Below are 18832 nucleotides of genomic sequence, written 5' to 3'. Positions count from 1 at the left end.
GTAACTTAGCCCCTGAGTCAGCCGATCCCCATGACCTCAGTAACTGCACTTTTTTCCCCAGTTGAAGACGACCTGCGCGTCCTCAACCAAAACTTGCGAGAGCTTGTCGGGGCGCGTCACCCTATCCTTTTCGCCGCAGCAGACCACCTGTTCCAAGCTGGGGGCAAGCAACTGAGGCCGGCGATCGTGCTGCTTGTCTCGAGAGCCACAATGCCCGATCGAGACATCACGTCCCGACACCGCAGACTGGCCGAAATCACCGAAATGATCCACACCGCCAGTCTCGTCCACGACGACGTCCTCGACGAATCCGAACTACGACGGGGCATCCCCACCGTTCACAGCAGCTTTGGCAATCGAGTCGCCGTTCTAGCCGGAGACTTTCTGTTTGCCAAATCCTCCTGGTATCTGGCGAATCTGAACAACCTCGAGGTGGTCAAACTGCTCTCTCAAGTCATCGTCGATCTGGCGGAAGGGGAAATCCTGCAGGGGTTGAGTCGTTTCGACGCCGATCTCTCCCTCGAAGCGTACCTCGAGAAAAGTTACTACAAAACCGCCTCTCTGATTGCCAACAGCAGCAAAGCCGCCGCCGTTCTCAGCGGCGTCAGCCCAGAGATGGCAAACCATCTGTATTATTACGGTCGCGACGTAGGCTTGGCGTTCCAAATCGTAGACGATATCCTAGATTTTACGGGTACGACAGAAACCCTGGGCAAACCAGCCGCCTCCGACTTGCGAAGTGGCAACCTCACCGCCCCAGTTCTCTATGCCCTCGAAGAACAACCACTTCTCGAAACCCTTATCGCTCGAGAATTCGCCGAACCCGACGATCTCGATCGCGCCCTGGCGTTAATCGAAGAAAGCAATGGCATCGAGCGATCGCGAACTTTAGCGGCCGAACATACTCGGTTGGCGATCGAACATCTCGAATGCCTTCCGGCCTCAGAATCCCGCCAAGCCTTAACCAATCTCGCCGACTACATCCTCCGCCGCTTGTATTAGAGGTCAGGAGATGACGAGATGATGAGAGACTATTACCTGTCCTCACTCTTCTCTCTTGCCTCTCTCTTCCCGGTTAAAGTTTCCCTGTCCCCCCTGCTCCCTTGCTCCCTATCTCTCCTCTTGGGAAAACAGATATTACACTAAAACGAAAGACTTCAGCAAATACAGCATCGAACCCGCTTATGATTCCTACCGTTATCGAACAATCCGGACGCGGCGAACGTTACTTCGACATTTACTCGCGACTACTGCGCGAGCGTATCGTGTTCCTCGGCGAACAAGTTACCCCCGAATTAGCCAACCGTATCGTCGCTCAACTGCTGTTTCTCGAAGCCGACGACCCCGATCGAGATATCTATCTCTATATCAACTCCCCAGGGGGGGCTGTGTCTGCCGGAATGGGTATTTTCGATACCATGAACCACGTGCGGCCTGATGTTTGCACCATTTGCCTGGGTTTAGCAGCCAGTATGGGAGCGTTTCTGTTGAGTGCGGGAGCGAAAGGCAAACGCATGAGCTTGCCCCACTCGCGGATTATGATTCACCAACCCCTCGGCGGAGCCCAGGGACAAGCCGCAGACATCGAAATTCAGGCCAAAGAGATCCTTTACATTAAAGACCGCCTGAATCATTACCTGGCCGAACATACCGGTCAACCCCTCGAGAAAATCCAAGAAGATACCGAGCGAGACTTTTTCATGTCCGCCGAAGAATCTAAAGAGTATGGGTTGATCGATCGCGTCATTACCCGCAGTCCCTCGGCGTCGCGTCCCACCGCTGTCGAGGCTTAAGAGTCGGTCGAGACGTCAATGGGCTAACGCTTAAGACCTTGACGTCGGTTGTGCCTGGAGATGCTGCAAAAACGACGACAGTTCCGATCGCGTGAGTTGCTGTCGCGATCGCTTCCCGTAGGTTTGCTCCAGGTGCGATCGCCCCCGGTCGGCGTCCCATCCAAGCCGTCGCAACTCCAGCGTCGTTTGAACCATCAAATCTGAGTCGTCCGTCGGTTCGGTCGAACTGTTTTCTTCCATCGCTAAATTAGAAGTTGGGGAAGACACAGAGGTCGAAGGTTCGACCCCTTGAGAAGATTCAGCATCGGGGGAAGCCGGAGATGTCACAGAAGGAGACGGTGTGACAGACGCCTCAGTCTCCAAAAGCTCGACCTTCGTGGGAGTCGCCTCCCTCTCGAAATCTAACATCGCTAACACTCGTTCTCTGGCGCGATCTTCAGCAGTTTCAACCGAAGTCGCAGCAGCCATCCCCGACGCCAAACAAACGCCTTCAACTTCAACTGTCGCTCGAACGATATATTGTCCCTCGTGTATCGTGACGAGGTCGGCGCACAGACTTCCTGAAGGATAGCGTTGGTGGAATAATTGCAACATAGCCCAAACCGTCGATCGACTCGCGAATCGCTTTAGTTTAATTCTAGCGATCGCCGGTATTGATAGTCGATCGTTGAGAGGGGAATCGTAGGGTGCCGTGACGCGGGCAGAAAATGTAATGGCAAGACCGTTCAAAGAGCTTTCCCGCGTCACGCACCGCCCTCACAGGAAAATGAGGTGAGGAGATTAGGAGATGAGGCGATCGGGCGAACTTTCCCGTTCCCCATTCCCCGTTCCCGTTCCCCATTCCCCGTTCCCCATTCCCCGCAAAAGACGGGGCAAATTATGGTGTAAAATGAGCAGAAGTCGCCTCAGCTTCGCTCGTGTCGGCCGGTTCGTGACAAAAACGCTCCATCGAGTTCGCAACTGCACCCATCACGCACCGATCTCTTTTCGATACTCGCGCTTTTGCCGTGCAGATCGAGCGACAGTCACAACTTCTTTGGCGGCATCGACGCTTCGACTCGAGCGACGGCATCCGTGTCTCGAAATCTTGTCGATCGCGCTCGGAGCCGTCCTTGTAGGTTCGAGCTGCGTTACTAGCCAATACAGATCGAGATATATAAGGATTACAGAATTGCATGAACTTTTCGATCGCAACACTCCTGTCCAACTTTCCAGACGATAAATCAGTCGCACCCAAAGTCCTCGAGAAAAAACTGGACTGCGAAGCCACACCCGACCTTCAAAAACTGCACATCGTTCTCGACGCACTAGAACGGTCTGGGATTCTCATGAAAGATCGCGGACGCTACCGACGGGACGATCGAGAAGAACTCGTCGAAGCCAAACTTCGATGCTCGAGCAAAGGATTTTGCTTCGCCATCCAAGACGCCGAAGGCGCTGAAGACATTTACGTTCGCGAGTCCTATCTCAGCACCGCCTGGAACGGCGATCGCGTCCTCGTCAAAGTAATAAAAGAAGGAAGTCGCCGCCGCTCTCCTGAAGGCGAAGTGCGCTTAATTCTCGAACGGGCGAATCCCTCCGTCCTCGCACGCATCAAAGAAGTTCCCGGCCGGGGATATCGCGCCGTTCCCCTCGACGATCGCTTGCTGTTCGAGATCGACCTCGAAGACGACGAACGCCTCAAAGACGCCGTCGATTACCTGGTTCACGTCGAAGTCCAGCGCTATCCCTTGGGTGCGAAACCGCCGCTGGGACGGGTAGTGCAAGTTCTCGGAAGCGACGCCGAAGCGGCCAACGACATCGACATCGTGTGTTGCAAACACGACCTTCCCCGAACCTTCCCGCAAAAAGTCCTCGATTCTCTCGAGACCGTTCTGCAACCGATCGACGACAAAGCGATCGCCGATCGCGTGGACTTGCGGCATCTCAACACCCTGGCCTTTGCCAACAGCGAAAACGAACCGGTCGATCGCGCCTATAGCCTCACGCGCAACAAGCAAGGCAATTGGCAACTTGGAATTCACATCGCCGACGTAGCCCGCGTCGTTTTCCCCGATTCCCCCCTCGATCGCGAAAGCTTCAAACGCGGTACGAGTATTTACCTCGGGGACATGGTACTGCCCCTGTTTCCCGCTGACCTGTGCCGAGCCGTCGGTTTCGCCCCAGAGTCCGACCGCCTAGCCGTCTCGGTACTGGTGACGCTCGATGAAAACGGCGAAATCGTCGAATACGAAATCCAGCCGACGACGATACGCCTCGATCGCCTCGTCAACAACGAGCTAGCCCGTCAAGTCTTCGATCGCTCCGAGGACGAAAACGATACCGTTCCCGACGTTCCCGCCGACCTTCTGAGCGCCCTCGAAGACTTCGCCACCGTCAGCCAAGTTCTCCGCGAACAGCGATATCAGCGAGGATCGTTCGACCTGACCCTTCCCGAGACACACAACCACTTCGACGACGAGACGCCTCTCGGCGTCCCCGTATTCGCCCCCGAATCTCGCGGTCGGGATATCTTATACGAATTCGTAGTGTTAGCCAACCAACTGGTAGCCGAGCATCTCAACGCCTTGGGGGTTCCAGCGTTGTACAACATCAACCCCGTCCCCGACCTGGCCGACGTGCAAGACGCCATCAAACTGGCGGCGAACATGGGAGTCGAACTGTGGCTCGAAGACGAAGAAGAAGTCTATCCCAGCGACTTCAAGCAGTTTTCCGAACAGTTTGCCGAATGCGAAGACGCGAAAATTCTCAACTATCTCCTCGAGGCGATCGTGCGTCCGAGTTATTACAGTACGAAGCCGGGGATGCACTTCGGCTTAGCGCTCGAAGAAGGATACACCCACGCAAACGCCCCCTTGCAACGCTATCTCGACCTGTTCGTACAACGGGTGTTACAGGCCGTGTTCGAGAAAGGGCGCGATCGCCGCACCACGAGATCGAAAGAACGGGTCGACCTGCGGCATTCCTCCTGTCACGGTAAAATCAACTGGAACGTCTTGCCGCCCGACATACAGCACGAGTTTGAAGAGCGTCTCTCGGGATTGGCGATCGCCCTCGGCGAACGAGAACGGCTGGCTCTCGAAGCCGAAACCGACCTCAACGGCTTGCAAAAAGCCGGAGCGATGAAAGAGCGTACCGGCGAAATTTTCCGGGGCTTGATTACCGGGGTGCAGTCTTACGGATTCTTCGTCGAGATCGAATCTGGCGAAAACGGCGCGGCTCCAGCTCGCTTAGAAGGCTTGGTTCACGTCTCTTCCCTCAAAGACGACTGGTACGAGTATCGCTCGCGCCAACAAACTCTCGTCGGACGCAAAAACCGCAAACAGTACCGCCTCGGCGATCGCGTAGACGTGCAAGTCAAAAGCGTCGATTACTATCGCCAGCAAATCGACCTAGCCCCCGTCGGCGGCGGGAGCGAAGCGCCATTGACTGACGACGACTATTTCAGCGAAGAAGAGTAAGACAGAGCTAGGGGAAGTGGCCGCGGACGGACAACTTCCCCCGAGCAGCACAATGAACGAGTTCAAACATCTCCGACCCCTCGTTATCGGCGTTTCTGGGGCGTCAGGGTTAATTTACGCCGTGCGAACCCTCAAATATCTGTTACAGGCCAACTATCGCGTCGAACTGGTGGCCTCGAAAGCTGCGTATATGGTGTGGCAGGCAGAGGAAGGGGTCAAAATGCCGGCCGACCCCCAAAAACAAGCTCAGTTTTGGCGGGAGAAAGCCGGAGTCGAAACGGAGGGATTTCTACGCTGTCACCCAGCAGGGGACGTCGGGGCTAACATTGCCAGCGGCTCCTTTCGTACCCTAGGAACGATCGTGATTCCCTGTAGCATGAGTACCGTGGCCAAACTCGCAACGGGGGTCAGTTCGGACTTGCTCGAGCGGGCTGCCGACGTACAACTCAAAGAAGGCCGTAAACTGGTAATCGTACCGCGAGAAACGCCCTTGAGTTTGATTCACCTACGCAACCTTACGACCTTGGCAGAAGCGGGCGTTCGCATCGTTCCGGCAATTCCCGCCTGGTATCACCAGCCTCGAACCATCGAAGATTTAGTGGATTTCGTCGTGGCTCGGGCGTTAGACCAGCTCGAGATCGATTGCGTTCCCCTCAAACGGTGGAAAGAGGAGTCGTAGCCGTTTTCAAGCGTTCCACCATGAAACGAAAGTCGAAATTGTCTGTGTTTTGGCTGTTGGCGATCGCGCTGGCGGCCGTGTTCGTCGTTCAGAACGGTGCGCCTGTGGTGGCGCTGCGGTGGTTCGGATTGCGATCGCTGGCGTTACCGTTGGGGGTGTGGGTCGTTCTGGCGGTGCTGGCGGGGATTTTCACGGCAATGCTGTTTGCGTGGCTGTTTCGGTCGTCCCGATCGCCGCACGGTCGTATTGAGAGTTCTCCAGCTTCAGATTTTCCACCCGATACCCACCAACGCCGTTCATTCACGCCCCAACCTTCTCGGAATTGGGTCGATTTAGAACCCGACGACTCTGGCGACGAACGCTTTCAAACGCCGACGGTCGCTTACGAACCTGTCTCGTCCTCCCCATCTCGTCCCGCCTTCGTCCGACTCGAGGCAGAAGACGAACCTGACGACGAGGAGGAAGTGTGGGACGACGAAGACTGGGAAGCCGAGAACGCGGACTATCCCGAGGAGGAGAACGTCACGCCGCAGAGCGATCGCGCCTACGAAGTCCAACAGCGACCAGTCGAGTCCTATCGCCAGGGAACCATGTACTCTTACAGTTACGAAAAAGCGCCGAAGCCGCCTCCGAGGGAGTCTAAAGCCGAGGTGCGAACCTCGATGGCTGAGGAGGACTTTGTCGAGGAAAGGGTCGCATCCCCGTCAGAACCGGCGATCGATCCAGAGCCGGACGAGGAAGACATCCCCGTGGCGGCCGACTGGGAAGACGATACCGAGTGGGAGGACGAAGCAGTCGAGGATGCCGTAGAAGAGCGCTTCGACGACACGCCATCAGCGCCTCGGGAGCGAGATCGCCCAGAAACATCGGATCGACGAGTCGATGACTGGACGCAACCGACCCGCGACGACGATCGAGATTGGTAAAACCGTCGCCGATCGAGACCCCATCGAGGGTAGTTAATGAGGAGTAATGCTACTTTGGTTTTTGAATCCTTGCCACGAAAGGATTTTGACTGACCCGCATCATCAGAGTGCAGCGCTACCGGGTGAGCTTCATTCGCAGCCAATCCGAAGGCAGCGATCGCGTAGTTTTACAGGCGTGTTACGATTTGGGGTCGAAGCTCCAAGGCGGTGAAGCGATCGCTCGTCCGATCGCGATCGCTCGTCTCGAGCGATCGACAGTCGGTGAGAGTTTCTGGCACAGCCGAAAGACCGTTCGTCGAGTCGGGAGCCAATCGGACAGGATGCCACACGCACGACCCCGAGCCTCTCCGATCGGAGTAGGTCGCTCGAACCGAGGAGGATGTCAAATTATTGATTTATGATGTCTGGTAGGGGCTTGCCTGCCGCAACAACCCGGACTCACTCACGGCGACCGTTCGACCCCTCAATAACACCCAGTTGAGTCGAACGCCGTCGGAAGTTTGTATTACGATCGAAGTGCGGTCAGGTCGCGTCGTTCGAAGCAAAAAATGCTTTTGGGGTTGTCCCAACGAGCGCAGTTTAGCGACAGCGGTTTAGCGACGGTCGCCACGTTTTCTTTGTATGTTTTCCCATGCCCAACGGCGAAAATTCCCCCGTATCGTCCACTATTTCCCCCGACGCAATGAGTAGTTCTTCTTCCCAGGTGTCGAAAGGCAATATTTTGATCGTTGACGATACGCCAGCCAATCTCGAACTGCTCAATACAATTCTGACCCGAGCGGGATACGACGTGTGTGTCGCGGTGGATGGGACGACTGGGTTAGAAGGCGCCCGTTACGGACAACCGGATTTAATTCTCCTCGACATTATGATGCCGGGCATGAACGGTTACGACGTCTGCCGCCACCTCAAAAAAGACGACACCACCCGTCATATTCCGGTCATTTTTATTAGCGCTCTCGACGACGCCCTCGATAAAGTTCGCGCGTTTACAGTCGGGGGAACCGACTACATTTCTAAACCGTTTCAGTTTAAAGAAGTGTTGGCGCGAGTTCAAAATCAACTGACGATTCGCGACTTACAACAACAATTGCGCGATCGCAACGCCCGACTCCAGCAAGAAATTCACGATCGCACCGTCGCCGAGGCCGAAGTCCGACAGCTCAACGAACAACTCGAACAGCGCGTGGCGCAGCGCACCGCCGAACTCGAATCGGCCAACCGCAAACTCGAGCGGGAAATTCTCGAACGCAAGCGGGCCCAGGAACAACTGATGTACATGGCGTTGCACGACGCCCTAACGGGATTGCCCAACCGGGTGCTGCTGATGGAGCAGCTCGACAAAGCGCTGGAACTGACCCGAACTTCCCCCACTTATAAATTTGCCGTCTTGTTTATCGACTGCGATCGCTTCAAAGTCGTCAACGATTCCCTAGGCCATCTCGCTGGCGATCGCCTGTTGAGCTTGATTTCCCACCGCCTCGAGTTGTGCTTGCGTCCCGTCGATACCCTGTTTCGCCTCGGGGGAGACGAATTCACCATCCTCCTCGACAACATCGACAGTATCGATGACGCCATCGCTACCGCCGAAACAATTCAAGCGCAACTGATGTCTCCTTTTCACGTCGACGGTCACGAAGTCTTTATCGGTGCCAGCATCGGTATCGTCTTGGGAACCGCCGCCTACGAACGTTCCGAACACGTGTTGCGAGACGCCGACGCCGCCATGTACTGCGCCAAGGACTTGGGAAAAGGCCGCTATCGCGTTTTCGATACGGGAATGCACGTCCGCGCTGTTAACTTTTTACAGTTGGAAACCGACTTGCGCCGCGCCCTCGAACGGGAAGAGTTTCGGGTTCACTACCAACCGATCGTAGACCTACGCAGCGGCAAAATTGCCGGGTTTGAAGCCCTGGTGCGCTGGCTCCATCCCGAACGGGGATTAGTTTCGCCAGTGCGGTTCATTCCTGCGGCGGAGGAAACCGGACTCATCGTTCCCATTGGGGCTTGGGTGTTGCGACAAGCCTGCTCTCAACTGCACGAGTGGCACCAACAGTTCCCCCACGCGCGACATTTGACGATCGCCGTGAATATTTCGGTCAAACAGTTCGCCCAAACCGATCTCCTCGAACAGATCGATCTCATTCTCGAGGAAACGAAACTCAACGGAAAATTTTTAAAATTAGAAATCACCGAAAGTACCATCGTCGGCAATTACAAAGCGGCTAAAGCGATCCTCGAAGAACTCCGCAACCGTCGCATTCAACTGAGTATCGACGATTTCGGAACGGGCTATTCTTCTCTCTCTCACCTGCACCGCCTTCCCGTGGATATGCTCAAGATCGATCGCTCCTTTGTCGATCCCATCGACGACGACAGCGACGAACGAGAAATCGTTCAGGCGATCGTGACCCTGGCCCACAGTTTGAATATGACCGTGATCGCCGAAGGGGTCGAAACCGCCGTTCACGTGGCTCAGTTGAGAACCCTCGGTTGTGAGTTCGGACAGGGGTATTATTTTTCCAAGCCCCTCGATTGTGAGGGTTGCACGGAAACGATCGCCAACAATCCGCAATGGTAAACTTACGGGGTTGCGAACCGATCGCGCAAGTCACTTTAACGCAACTATGACTAAACACGTCACCATCTTAGGAACAGGGGCCTGGGGAACCGCACTCGGCCATCTCGCCAATTACGGCGACAACCGCGTGACCTTTTGGTCCCGTCGCGGCGAACTGAGTCTCGAAGCGGCGATCGCCAACGCCGACGTTCTCGTCTCGGCCATTTCGATGAAAGGAGTGGCCGAAACTGCTGAAAAAGTTCGCCAAATCGGACTTCCCAGCCATACGATTATCGTCTCGTCTACGAAAGGACTCGATCCCGCCACCACCCGCACCCCCTCGCAAATTTGGCAAGAAACCTTTCCCAACCGTCCCGTCGTCGTCCTGTCGGGGCCGAATTTATCGAAAGAAATCGACGCGGGACTTCCGGCCGCCACCATCGCCGCCAGTCGCGATCTCTACGCTGCCGAAACGATTCAAACAGTGTTTTCGTCGGATATTTTCCGGGTGTATACCAATACCGACCCCATCGGCACCGAACTCGGCGGAACCTTAAAAAACGTCATGGCGATCGCCTCTGGGGTATGCGACGGCTTGAATTTGGGAATTAACGCCAAATCTGCACTGTTAACGCGAGCGTTAATTGAAATCGTGCGCGTTGGAACGACGATGGGAGCGGATGTCGAGACGTTTTGGGGACTGTCGGGGTTGGGAGATCTTCTCGCCACTTGTAACAGTAATCTCAGTCGGAACTATCGCGTCGGTTACGGTTTGGCTCAGGGAAAATCCTTAGAAGGGGTTCTCGAAGAAATTCAAAGTACCGCCGAAGGGGTAAATACGACGAACGTTCTTATCGAGTTGGCACGAAAACAAGAGGTTGAGGTGCCGATTTCTTATCAAGTCTATCGCCTGCTCAACGGTCAAATTTCGGCTGAAGAAGCAGTGGCGGCGTTGATGGAACGGGATCTCAAGCAGGAAGTGGTGACGCCGGAAGAGTAGGGAATTTGGAGGGTTAAAAAACCCGGCGATCGCTTTGATAGACCACGGCGATCGCTCGGTTTTTTAGTTTTTCTGAGTTCGCTAACGTGGCGAGTTCGACTCGAAATTTTTCGGGTTCCCACGCAATTCATACGGAATCCGAATCTCAAATACTGGTTTTGCCTAATCTGACAAGTCCCTCTATCCCCCCAACCCCCCTCTTCTTTGGGGGGCTAAGGGGGGATGTGGTGAAGACTTCTTGAAACCTAGCTTATCGGGAAAGGATGGAGTATCAAGTGCGATCGAGGACTTCTTCGGGGCGATCGCGTTCGCGGAGAATGCGATCGAGATCGGATTCGAGTTTAGCTTTGCGGCGATCGTGCAACGCCTGTTTTTCTTCGCGATCTTGACGCAATACACCCCACAGATGCACCGCCGCTAACGCCACTACACCAGTCGATAACACGTAGCTGTGGAGTGCATACATCCGTTGTAGCGTATCGGTATTAATCCCGCCGCCTCCGGTGAGGAGTTCTCGAATCGTGGAACCGACAACGGGAAGGGATTCGATAATTCCCAATTCTACCGACAGTCGCCAGAAGCCTTCTTGCGTCCACCCGAGAACCATGGCCGTCCACGCTAGGGCAATTCCCGCTAAAATTAGCAAGATGCCACTCGTCCACGAGACCGTCCAACTCAGACGAGATTGACGAGAGAGAAACATCAGAACCATTTGAATCAGTCCCAATGCAATAACGAAATTCCCAGCGTAGTGGTGAATTCCGTAAACGATCGCGCCAAAGTTTACTTCTGTGGCGATCCGAGACAGCGATCGATAGGCTTCTCCTGCGGCGGGTTGGTAATAAAATGCTAGCAAAACGCCAGAAATTCCACTGAGAGCCACTAAGCTGACGATCGCTACGGCGATAAGGGTGGTCGATCGCCGCAAGAGATAGTTGCGGTTGATTTGAGTTATCATAGTAAGTTTAGTTCGATAGCGACAAAGTTGCATGGTAAAAGACCGGGTCAGTGCCGATAGCACCTCCCGTTTCGCTCGTACCGTTCTTTTTATTTGCCCGAATGTAAGTCTGCTTATCTCGAGCTTAACAAATATTTATGATTTGTGAGAGTCTGCGATCGCCGTTTCCTCATTCGATCTCGATAATTGTTTTAATTCGTTTAAAATAAGTGTTTTTAGCGAATATATTTGCTATTTTGAAATATTAAGCGACTTTCGGGCTATTTTACGATGCCAGAACGCGACGATCGCTTCATATTCTTACGTTGAAGCTTGGGGTTGTCGCCTTGGAATTTCAATGATGAATTCTGCCCCTCGTCCGACTTCAGAACGACATCGAAGCGTTCCACCATGCTTTTCTACAATAATTTGGTGGCTTATGGATAAGCCGAGACCCGTTCCTTTTCCGACCTCTTTTGTGGTAAAAAAGGGATTGAAGAGTTGATCTTGAATTTCGGATGGAATTCCGAGGCCGTTATCGGCAATCCGAATTTTTATCGAGTCAGGATTTTCGAGTTCTGTATAAATGTCGATCTGGTTGGGATCGTTTTGAATCTCTCCGTAAGAGCGTTGTTTGTTGTTTTCTTCTACAGCATCTATCGCGTTACTCAATAAGTTCATCAACACCTGATTGAGTTGACCGGGATAACATTCAAGTTTGGGAAGTTGTCCGTAGTGTTTGACGACTTCGATCGCTGGACGATCGGGTTTAGCTTTCAAACGATTGAACAGAATCATGAGCGTACTGTCGATCCCTTCGTGAAGATCGACTTCTTTAATTTCGGCTTCATCGAACCGAGAAAAAATGCGTAAAGATTTAACAATTTCTCGAATTCGCTCTGTACCGACTTGCATCGATTGAAAGAGTTTTGGAAGATCGTCGCTTAAAAACTCAAGTTCGATCGCTTCGATCTCATCTTGAATGTTAGAATTGGGATTGGGATATTGCTCTCGATACAGTTCGACTAAGCCGAGCAAATCTCGGACGTACTCGTCTGCATGGACGAGATTTCCGTGAATGAAGTTTACTGGATTGTTAATTTCGTGCGCGATTCCAGCGACCATTTGTCCCAAACTGGACATTTTTTCGCTGTGAACCATTTGTATTTGTGTTTGCTGAAGCTGTTGCAACGCATTTTGAAGATCGGAATTTTTAAGCTGGAGTTCTTGCGTTCGCGATCGCACCTGCTGCTCTAAATTTTGACTGTACGATTCGAGTTGTTGGTTGGCTTGAATTTGTTCGTCGAGTAGCTGCTTGACTCGTTCGATAAGATAATCGATCGATGTACCTAGAGTTCCAATTTCATCTTTCGTATCGATGGATGCTTTGCGATCGAAGTTGCCATTTTCGGCTGCGTCCCATGCAACCTGTGTTACTTTTTTAAGAGGACGTGTAATTTCCAAGCTCGTATAAATACAAAGGACGATCGCGAGTGCGATCGAGACAATTAAGCTGATTTGAATGACCTGATTTTCAAGATTTCTAGCTCGTCGCAGCTTAGTATCCTCTTCAAGCTCGAGCTGGCGAGATTCTCGAATAATTTCGGTTAAGTCTCGATTCATGCGATCGAGTGCTAATGCTTCTTCAGAGTTCGCGAATTCTAGTAGAAATTTTTGACGACTTTCAATGTCTAGAGTTTTGTCGTTTTCTATCTTTTTTAAAACATTTTTTAATTTTTGTTGATATTGAAATATAGTTTCTTGATGTTCTTTTAAAAAGAGTTCAATATGTGTTAAATGTGAATCAATATCGTTAGATTGAAGTTCGTTGAATGCAAATTTTTCAAATTCAAGAATTAATTCTTCGATTTGTTGAGAGCGATCGATTAAATAGTAGCTATAATTCTCCAACAGTTCTGGATTTTTGAGATAAACGACGATCGTCGATTTTGATTCGAGAACTGAATCTTTGATTTCAGTTAAAAATCCGAATTTTTTTTGTTCTAATTCTCGAATTTGAAAAGCAGGCTTTTCAATAAAAGTTTCAGCAATGAGATGTCCTACTGTTGTCCCCAAGGCAGCGACACCAATTCCAATAATATATCCAATTGCAATTTTTTGTCCGATATTCAATCTAGAAAAATTGTATTTCAAACAAGATTTCTGGGACAGAATAGATCGAAACATATTTTTATGTCTGGAAATATTTGATGCTTTAGATATTAAATCAAACATGATTCTTGTCGCCTCTGTTTTTTTGCTTAAAAGCAAATATTAAATCAGTATTGGCGAATTGTTCGTTATTATATAGCAATCCTAAATCAGTTATGTAACAAAATTGAGACAAAAAGGGAATCGAGAACGAGGAATCATATTTTTTCTGCTGTTTTAATTTTTGACAACTCATTTGGGACTGCTATACGTCAGTTTTTTAGTTTAAATTTGTTTTAGGTGTTCGATCTAACTTGCTCGATCGTCAATGTTATTCACTTCTTCTTGTAAACAACGATTGGATTTTTTGACAAGCGCTATCCGAGCGATCGACTGGTTTTTTAAGCTCGTATCTTGTTTAATTTAAACTGAGACGCTCGAAGTTGAAAACGCTAAATTTTCGGAATTATATCTCAGTAAATTTCGCGATCGAAGTATCCGTGTTTTTACAGACATTTTTTTATCTTCGTCGATATTTTTCTTTAGCGTACGGTATGTACTGTAAATCTTATTGCGATCGTTTAAAAATATGATTTCATGACTGCTTTATTAAATAGGCATAAACAAATAAAAGCATAAAATAATTTGCTTAAGACTCACAAAACTTAGATTACGGCCTCGATCGAATAAAAAAACTCGAGCGATACAATATAGCAGAATCATTTGAGTTGTGAACGCACTCTTTAGTTGGGATCGCCGTGCTACAGTACTTTCAGATTACAGGATTTCATGAATTAGTTAGACTGGCTATATATAGCAACTCTAAATCAGCGGTGTAACAAAATCAGGACAAAAAGAACAAGAAATCGATTTTTTTGGATATTTTAATTTTTGACGACTTATTTAAAACTGCTATATAAATATAACAGGTGTGCTTATAATCTAAAAAACAAAACAACTTAATAAAATAGGGAGATCGCAATTTTAATGAAGTATCGACGAATTTTTAGCCTGTTTCTTATTCTATCGGTCGTTGTCGGGGGGCAGGCGTGTCACCTTTTTTCAGGAAATAATTTAGGCTCGAATGCCAAAAATAAACTCCTCGTTTCTGGATCGAGTACCGTTGCGCCCCTAGCTGAGAAAATCGCCGATCGCTATCAAGTCAAACATCCTAGAATTCAAATTCAGATCCAGACTGGCGGATCGTCCAAAGGCATTGAAAACGTTCGTCAAGGTATTTCAGATATTGGCATGGTGTCTCGAGATTTAACTGAAGACGAAGCCGACTTATTGGCTTTCCCCATTGCTCGAGACGGAATTTCAATTTTAGTTCATCAAAACAATCCAGTTGACTCGCTATCCAACGAGCAGATCGTCAAAATTTATACGGGTGAAATTGACAACTGGGGCGAGGTGGGAGGCGAGAACGCACAGATTTCCACAATTAGCAAACAAGAAGAACGGGCAACTTACGAGGTTTTTGTCTCGTATTTCGATCTCCAGTCGAGTAAAATAGAAATAAATGTCGAAATTGGCGATAACTCAGAAGCGATCGAGACCGTTCTCAACAATCCCCATGCGATCGCCTACGTTTCCATCGGCGCAGGCGAATACGAAATCGTCCACGGAACGCCCATCAAATTACTCCCGATTAACGGGGTAGACGCGACGATCGCCAACGTTCAAAACGGAACCTTTCCGATTTTGAGGACGCTTAATTTCATCACGGCGTCGCCACCGACAGGTATTCAAAAAGATTTTCTCGAGTTCGCAACGTCCGATCGCGTCAGCGATCTCGTCCGAGAACAGACTTTGATTCCCATTGCGCCCTAACACCTGTCGAGACTGAAGAAAATCCGAGTATCCTAGTTGTTTGTGGCTCCACCTCGACCATCATCACCTCCAACCATTATGAGTGCCGAACTAATCTGCGTCGGAACCGAACTCCTCCTCGGCGACATTCTCAACACCAACGCCCAATACATCGCCCAGCAACTGGCCCGTCTCGGAATTCCCCACTTTTATCAAAGTGTAGTGGGTGACAACCCCGATCGCATCAAACGGGTCGTTCGCACGGCGATCGAGCGATCGAACCTCCTCATCTTCACCGGAGGACTCGGCCCCACTCCCGACGATCTCACCATCGAAACCCTTGCCAGCTTCTTCAACACCGAACTCGAAGAACGTCCAGAGGTGCTGCGAGACATTCAACAAAAATTCGAGCGACGGGGACGCACCATGTCGCCGAGCAACCGCAAACAAGCCCGATTTCCCCGAGGGGCTAACGTTCTACCCAACCCCATCGGTAGCGCCCCTGGCATCATCTGGCAACCCCGTCCCGATCTCACAATTCTGAGCTTTCCCGGCGTTCCGGCGGAAATGCAGCGAATGTGGCAAGACACTGCCGTCCCTTACCTGAAACGTCAGGGTTGGGGTAAAGAACTCTTTTACAGTCGCCTGTTGAAATTTTGGGGCATCCCCGAATCGGAACTCGCCGAAAAAGTCTCGCACCTGTTGAACTCCGCCAACCCCACCGTCGCCCCTTACGCCAACTACGGCGAAGTCAAACTGCGCGTTTCTGTCAGGGCTGCTTCAGAAGCCGACGCTCGAACGTCGATCGATCCGGTAGCACAGCAAATTCAAGAGATTGCCGGGTTACACTACTACGGTTGCGACAGCGACACGCTCGCCTCTGTGGTGGGGCAGTTGCTGCAAACTCGAGGCGAAACCCTTGCCGTGGCCGAATCCTGTACGGGGGGCAGTTTGGGCAAAGCCCTCACGGAAATTTCCGGCAGTTCGGTTTACTTTTGGGGGGGCGTCATCGCCTACGATAACCGCATTAAAGAAGAGTTGCTGGGAGTGAACGTCGAAGATCTCGCCACGTACGGGGCCGTCTCGGCGACAGTAGCCAAACAAATGGCGTCGGGAGTGCGCGATCGCGCTCGGACGAACTGGGGCATCGGCATTACAGGGATTGCAGGGCCTGGCGGTGGCACTCCCGAGAAACCGGTGGGGTTGGTGTATATCGGCTTGGCGTCTCCCGACGGAACGGTCGAAAGTTTCGAGTATCGCCTCGGGGATACGCGGGGACGGGATTGGGTGCGTCGCGTCAGTGTCAGTCACGCTCTCGATCGCCTGCGTCGGGCGTTACGATTTTAGCGGTCTCGTTGCCTGCGGGATTTTCTACGATACGAACGGGGATGGATAGACTGCGATCGCGATGCGATTTCGGGTGCATCTTGACTTTTGCGATCGGAACCCCATCCATCCTCCCCAATGTTCTCCTAATTTTTGCTGAAATTTATGTTTTGTGGGTGAGAAAACGATATTTCGTACGATCTCGTTTACAACCTGGAGTTGTGGAAGTGTTAGCGTGGTACGACGAACGGGGCGATCGCTATCTCGCACCGGAAAAGGCGCTCGAAGCCACTCAACGCCAACTCGATCGATATCGCTAACAGTTTGGTGGGTTAAGTGTCTGAACTCTAGTTGAAAAAGTTTCACCAACTTTCCTGTTTCGGCGGTTATGCTATGGAAAACTTCTGTAATCCCAAGATAGAACAGATGCGATCGTACCGATGAACCCTATTTTTCGTAGATCTGTAGTTTTAGCAACTTTAGTATCGATAAATTTTATTGTCCCAGACAAGACAAAATCGGAAAACTTACTTTTATCACAGAATCCTTCTGGGCAACCTTCCTCAATACAACCGACACCCGATCCAGAAGTCGTTAATCTAGAAAAAGAGAAATTAAAGCAAGAAATTGAAAAAATAGAGGCAGAAAAAAGAAAGATTGAAAATGACGATCGCAACAATAGTCGCGATTTAACCACCACTCGAGGGTGGATTAATTTACTATTTGGCAACGGCTCGGTTATTATCGCAATTATACTTGGATTTAGCGGATTCGTTCGCTACTTACAAGAACTTCGTGAAGAACGGAAAAACAAAGAAGACGAACGATTTGAATCGATCGTTAAAAGTCTCGGAAGCGAACATCTTCAAGAACGCATTGGGGCGGCGGTGCTTCTGCCGACTTTTTTACGCCCAAAGTACGAGCGATTTTACATTCAAGTTTTTAACTTAGCGGCTGGAAATTTAAAAGCATTTAAAATTATCTACCAAACTCGAGAAAACGATCGAACAGATTCTCAAAATAATTCGTTAGATCCCTTAGAACCAATTTTAGCTAACGTGCTGAGAGAGTCTTATCCTCAAGCTCGCGATACATTGTTTTTTTGCCCTCACTTAAAAGCCCGTCAGCTATGGACTTACTGGCTCTCTAAAAAATATTTTTGGAATCGCATTTTACATAAAATTAAAGCTATAAAAATTTCTGATGAAGATTGTTTGGAGATGGTTAGATCTCAGCTAAACGCAACGGCTGTTCAGTTAGATGAAAGTTATCTTTCTAATGCCGATCTAAGATATATTTGGCTCAGACACGCCTCTTTACAAAAAGCAACACTCTCGAATTGTGTTTTACAGAACGCCAATCTAGAGAAGGCGAACCTAGAGTATACCGTTTTTTACAAAGCTGATTTAAAAGGGGCGAACCTCAAATACGCGAACCTCGCTGGAGCTAACTTGAACGGAGCGAACTTGAGTGGGGCGAAACTCTACAAAGCTAACCTCGAGTACGCTCATCTCTACCAAAGTACACTACAGTCTACCGATCTCAAGGAAGCTAACCTACGAGATACAAATCTCATTGGTGCGAAATTTATCGGTGCGAACCTACACTTTACCAAACTACCACGCGCCAACTTACAGTATGCTAACCTAAAGGATGCCGATCTATTCTGCGCGACCTTAGACTCCGCGAATCTAAAAGGAGCGAACTTCCGAGGAGCTAAATATCTACTCCCAAATATCATCAAACAAGCCTGTTACTGGCAGCAAGCTAAATTTGACGACGATTTTTGGGCAGAACTGAACGAAGCTCCCAATCCCAACCCTCCACCGGATTGTAGTATCTGGAAGTATTTGGAAGACTAGATTTAGGGTTTGCTGAAAAAGACAGTTGGTTGAGGTTGGGAACAGGAAACACTGGATCTGGGAACAGTTGGGAGAACTAGCGATCGTTTAATTTCCAGAGGTGAGAAAACGATCGGTCTAGGTCTAAAGATACCTCCCTATCCAAAGTCTTGCACTTTTGCGATCTCCAAAATGTGGGAACCCTTACCTAGTGCAGCGTCAACTCTAAGAATTAGGGTTAACGGGAGTATTGAGGTAATCTGTAGGGAGCGAGCCGGAGTCCCATGCAGAAAAAATACATTGTGCGCCTGACAGCAGAAGAGCGTCATCAGCTACAGGCAGTGAT

Annotated in this window: 14 protein-coding genes; 10 read left to right on the top strand and 4 right to left on the bottom strand. The window is 50.4% G+C overall.

Translation table 11 applies throughout. The annotated features are described in order from the left end of the window. Positions 1-30 precede the first annotated feature (30 nt). Together sds and clpP are read left to right on the top strand one after the other, a co-directional pair. Positions 31-1002 carry a solanesyl diphosphate synthase gene (gene sds, locus POG22_RS08595; RefSeq protein WP_498904742.1) on the top strand — a complete coding sequence of 324 codons (972 nt, stop codon included), beginning with the start codon at positions 31-33 and terminating at the stop codon, positions 1000-1002. A gap of 134 nt (positions 1003-1136) precedes the next feature. Continuing rightward, positions 1137-1793: an ATP-dependent Clp endopeptidase proteolytic subunit ClpP gene (gene clpP / locus POG22_RS08590; protein ID WP_281166969.1), complete on the top strand. Its 657-nt coding sequence runs from the start codon at positions 1137-1139 to the stop codon at positions 1791-1793. A gap of 30 nt (positions 1794-1823) precedes the next feature. Here the strand turns inward: clpP and POG22_RS08585 are convergent, their stop codons facing one another. Beyond that, positions 1824-2387 (bottom strand): slr1353 family protein, encoded by a 564-nt coding sequence (locus tag POG22_RS08585; RefSeq protein WP_498904741.1) that lies wholly within the window; start codon positions 2385-2387, stop codon positions 1824-1826. Between the two features lie 581 nt (positions 2388-2968). Between POG22_RS08585 and POG22_RS08580 the strand changes: the two genes are divergently transcribed. The 3 genes from POG22_RS08580 to POG22_RS08570 are packed head-to-tail and all read left to right on the top strand — an operon-like array spanning position 2969 to position 6859. Continuing rightward, complete coding sequence (locus POG22_RS08580) at positions 2969-5254, top strand: ribonuclease R family protein (RefSeq protein WP_498904739.1); 2286 nt, start codon at positions 2969-2971, stop codon at positions 5252-5254. A gap of 52 nt (positions 5255-5306) precedes the next feature. Then, a complete protein-coding gene (locus POG22_RS08575) occupies positions 5307-5933 on the top strand; it encodes a flavin prenyltransferase UbiX (RefSeq protein WP_063716410.1) in 627 nt (208 codons plus the stop codon). 20 nt (positions 5934-5953) lie between these two features. Further along, positions 5954-6859, top strand: a complete 906-nt coding sequence (locus POG22_RS08570) for a LapA family protein (RefSeq protein ID WP_150128387.1) — start codon at positions 5954-5956, stop codon at positions 6857-6859. A 129-nt stretch (positions 6860-6988) separates the two neighbouring features. On the opposite strand, the gene POG22_RS08565 is transcribed toward POG22_RS08570, so the two are convergent. Beyond that, positions 6989-7186: a hypothetical protein gene (locus POG22_RS08565; protein ID WP_498904736.1), complete on the bottom strand. Its 198-nt coding sequence runs from the start codon at positions 7184-7186 to the stop codon at positions 6989-6991. 355 nt (positions 7187-7541) lie between these two features. Here POG22_RS08565 and POG22_RS08560 point away from each other — a divergent pair, with 355 nt between their 5' ends. Then, positions 7542-9440 (top strand): two-component system response regulator, encoded by a 1899-nt coding sequence (locus POG22_RS08560; protein WP_063716413.1) that lies wholly within the window; start codon positions 7542-7544, stop codon positions 9438-9440. Between the two features lie 46 nt (positions 9441-9486). Then, complete coding sequence (locus POG22_RS08555; RefSeq protein ID WP_498904734.1) at positions 9487-10419, top strand: NAD(P)H-dependent glycerol-3-phosphate dehydrogenase; 933 nt, start codon at positions 9487-9489, stop codon at positions 10417-10419. A 271-nt stretch (positions 10420-10690) separates the two neighbouring features. On the opposite strand, the gene POG22_RS08550 is transcribed toward POG22_RS08555, so the two are convergent. Together POG22_RS08550 and POG22_RS08545 are read right to left on the bottom strand one after the other, a co-directional pair. Then, the gene (locus tag POG22_RS08550; RefSeq protein WP_498904733.1) at positions 10691-11377 is read right to left on the bottom strand and encodes a cytochrome b N-terminal domain-containing protein; all 687 of its coding nucleotides are present in this window, start codon (positions 11375-11377) and stop codon (positions 10691-10693) included. Between the two features lie 300 nt (positions 11378-11677). Further along, positions 11678-12979 (bottom strand): sensor histidine kinase, encoded by a 1302-nt coding sequence (locus POG22_RS08545; RefSeq protein ID WP_498904732.1) that lies wholly within the window; start codon positions 12977-12979, stop codon positions 11678-11680. Positions 12980-14494: 1515 nt separating this feature from the next. Between POG22_RS08545 and POG22_RS08540 the strand changes: the two genes are divergently transcribed. The 3 genes from POG22_RS08540 (at position 14495) to POG22_RS08530 (ending at position 18507) form a co-directional block, all read left to right on the top strand. After that, positions 14495-15340, top strand: coding sequence for a phosphate ABC transporter substrate-binding protein (locus POG22_RS08540; protein ID WP_498904730.1), 846 nt, complete (start codon positions 14495-14497; stop codon positions 15338-15340). Between the two features lie 78 nt (positions 15341-15418). Then, a complete protein-coding gene (locus POG22_RS08535; RefSeq protein ID WP_498904728.1) occupies positions 15419-16666 on the top strand; it encodes a competence/damage-inducible protein A in 1248 nt (415 codons plus the stop codon). 419 nt (positions 16667-17085) lie between these two features. Next, a complete protein-coding gene (locus POG22_RS08530; RefSeq protein WP_498904726.1) occupies positions 17086-18507 on the top strand; it encodes a pentapeptide repeat-containing protein in 1422 nt (473 codons plus the stop codon). The last annotated feature ends 325 nt before the right edge of the window (positions 18508-18832 follow it).

Source organism: Geitlerinema sp. CS-897, from assembly GCF_028368005.1.
Taxonomy (GTDB): Bacteria; Cyanobacteriota; Cyanobacteriia; order Cyanobacteriales; family Geitlerinemataceae; genus Baaleninema; species Baaleninema simplex.
The sequence above is the reverse complement of the archived record's forward strand: the minus strand, read 5'-3'. Positions and strand labels throughout refer to the sequence as shown.

Coding starts and splice junctions, on each gene's coding strand:
- POG22_RS08530 (WP_498904726.1), top strand. CDS start 17,086: ATGAACCCTATTTTTCGTAGATCTGTAGTTTTAGCAACTTTAGTATCG.
- POG22_RS08550 (WP_498904733.1), bottom strand. CDS start 11,377: ATGATAACTCAAATCAACCGCAACTATCTCTTGCGGCGATCGACCACC.
- POG22_RS08585 (WP_498904741.1), bottom strand. CDS start 2,387: ATGTTGCAATTATTCCACCAACGCTATCCTTCAGGAAGTCTGTGCGCC.
- POG22_RS08575 (WP_063716410.1), top strand. CDS start 5,307: ATGAACGAGTTCAAACATCTCCGACCCCTCGTTATCGGCGTTTCTGGG.
- POG22_RS08580 (WP_498904739.1), top strand. CDS start 2,969: ATGAACTTTTCGATCGCAACACTCCTGTCCAACTTTCCAGACGATAAA.
- POG22_RS08570 (WP_150128387.1), top strand. CDS start 5,954: ATGAAACGAAAGTCGAAATTGTCTGTGTTTTGGCTGTTGGCGATCGCG.
- sds (WP_498904742.1), top strand. CDS start 31: ATGACCTCAGTAACTGCACTTTTTTCCCCAGTTGAAGACGACCTGCGC.
- POG22_RS08555 (WP_498904734.1), top strand. CDS start 9,487: ATGACTAAACACGTCACCATCTTAGGAACAGGGGCCTGGGGAACCGCA.
- POG22_RS08535 (WP_498904728.1), top strand. CDS start 15,419: ATGAGTGCCGAACTAATCTGCGTCGGAACCGAACTCCTCCTCGGCGAC.
- POG22_RS08540 (WP_498904730.1), top strand. CDS start 14,495: ATGAAGTATCGACGAATTTTTAGCCTGTTTCTTATTCTATCGGTCGTT.
- POG22_RS08545 (WP_498904732.1), bottom strand. CDS start 12,979: ATGAATCGAGACTTAACCGAAATTATTCGAGAATCTCGCCAGCTCGAG.
- POG22_RS08560 (WP_063716413.1), top strand. CDS start 7,542: ATGAGTAGTTCTTCTTCCCAGGTGTCGAAAGGCAATATTTTGATCGTT.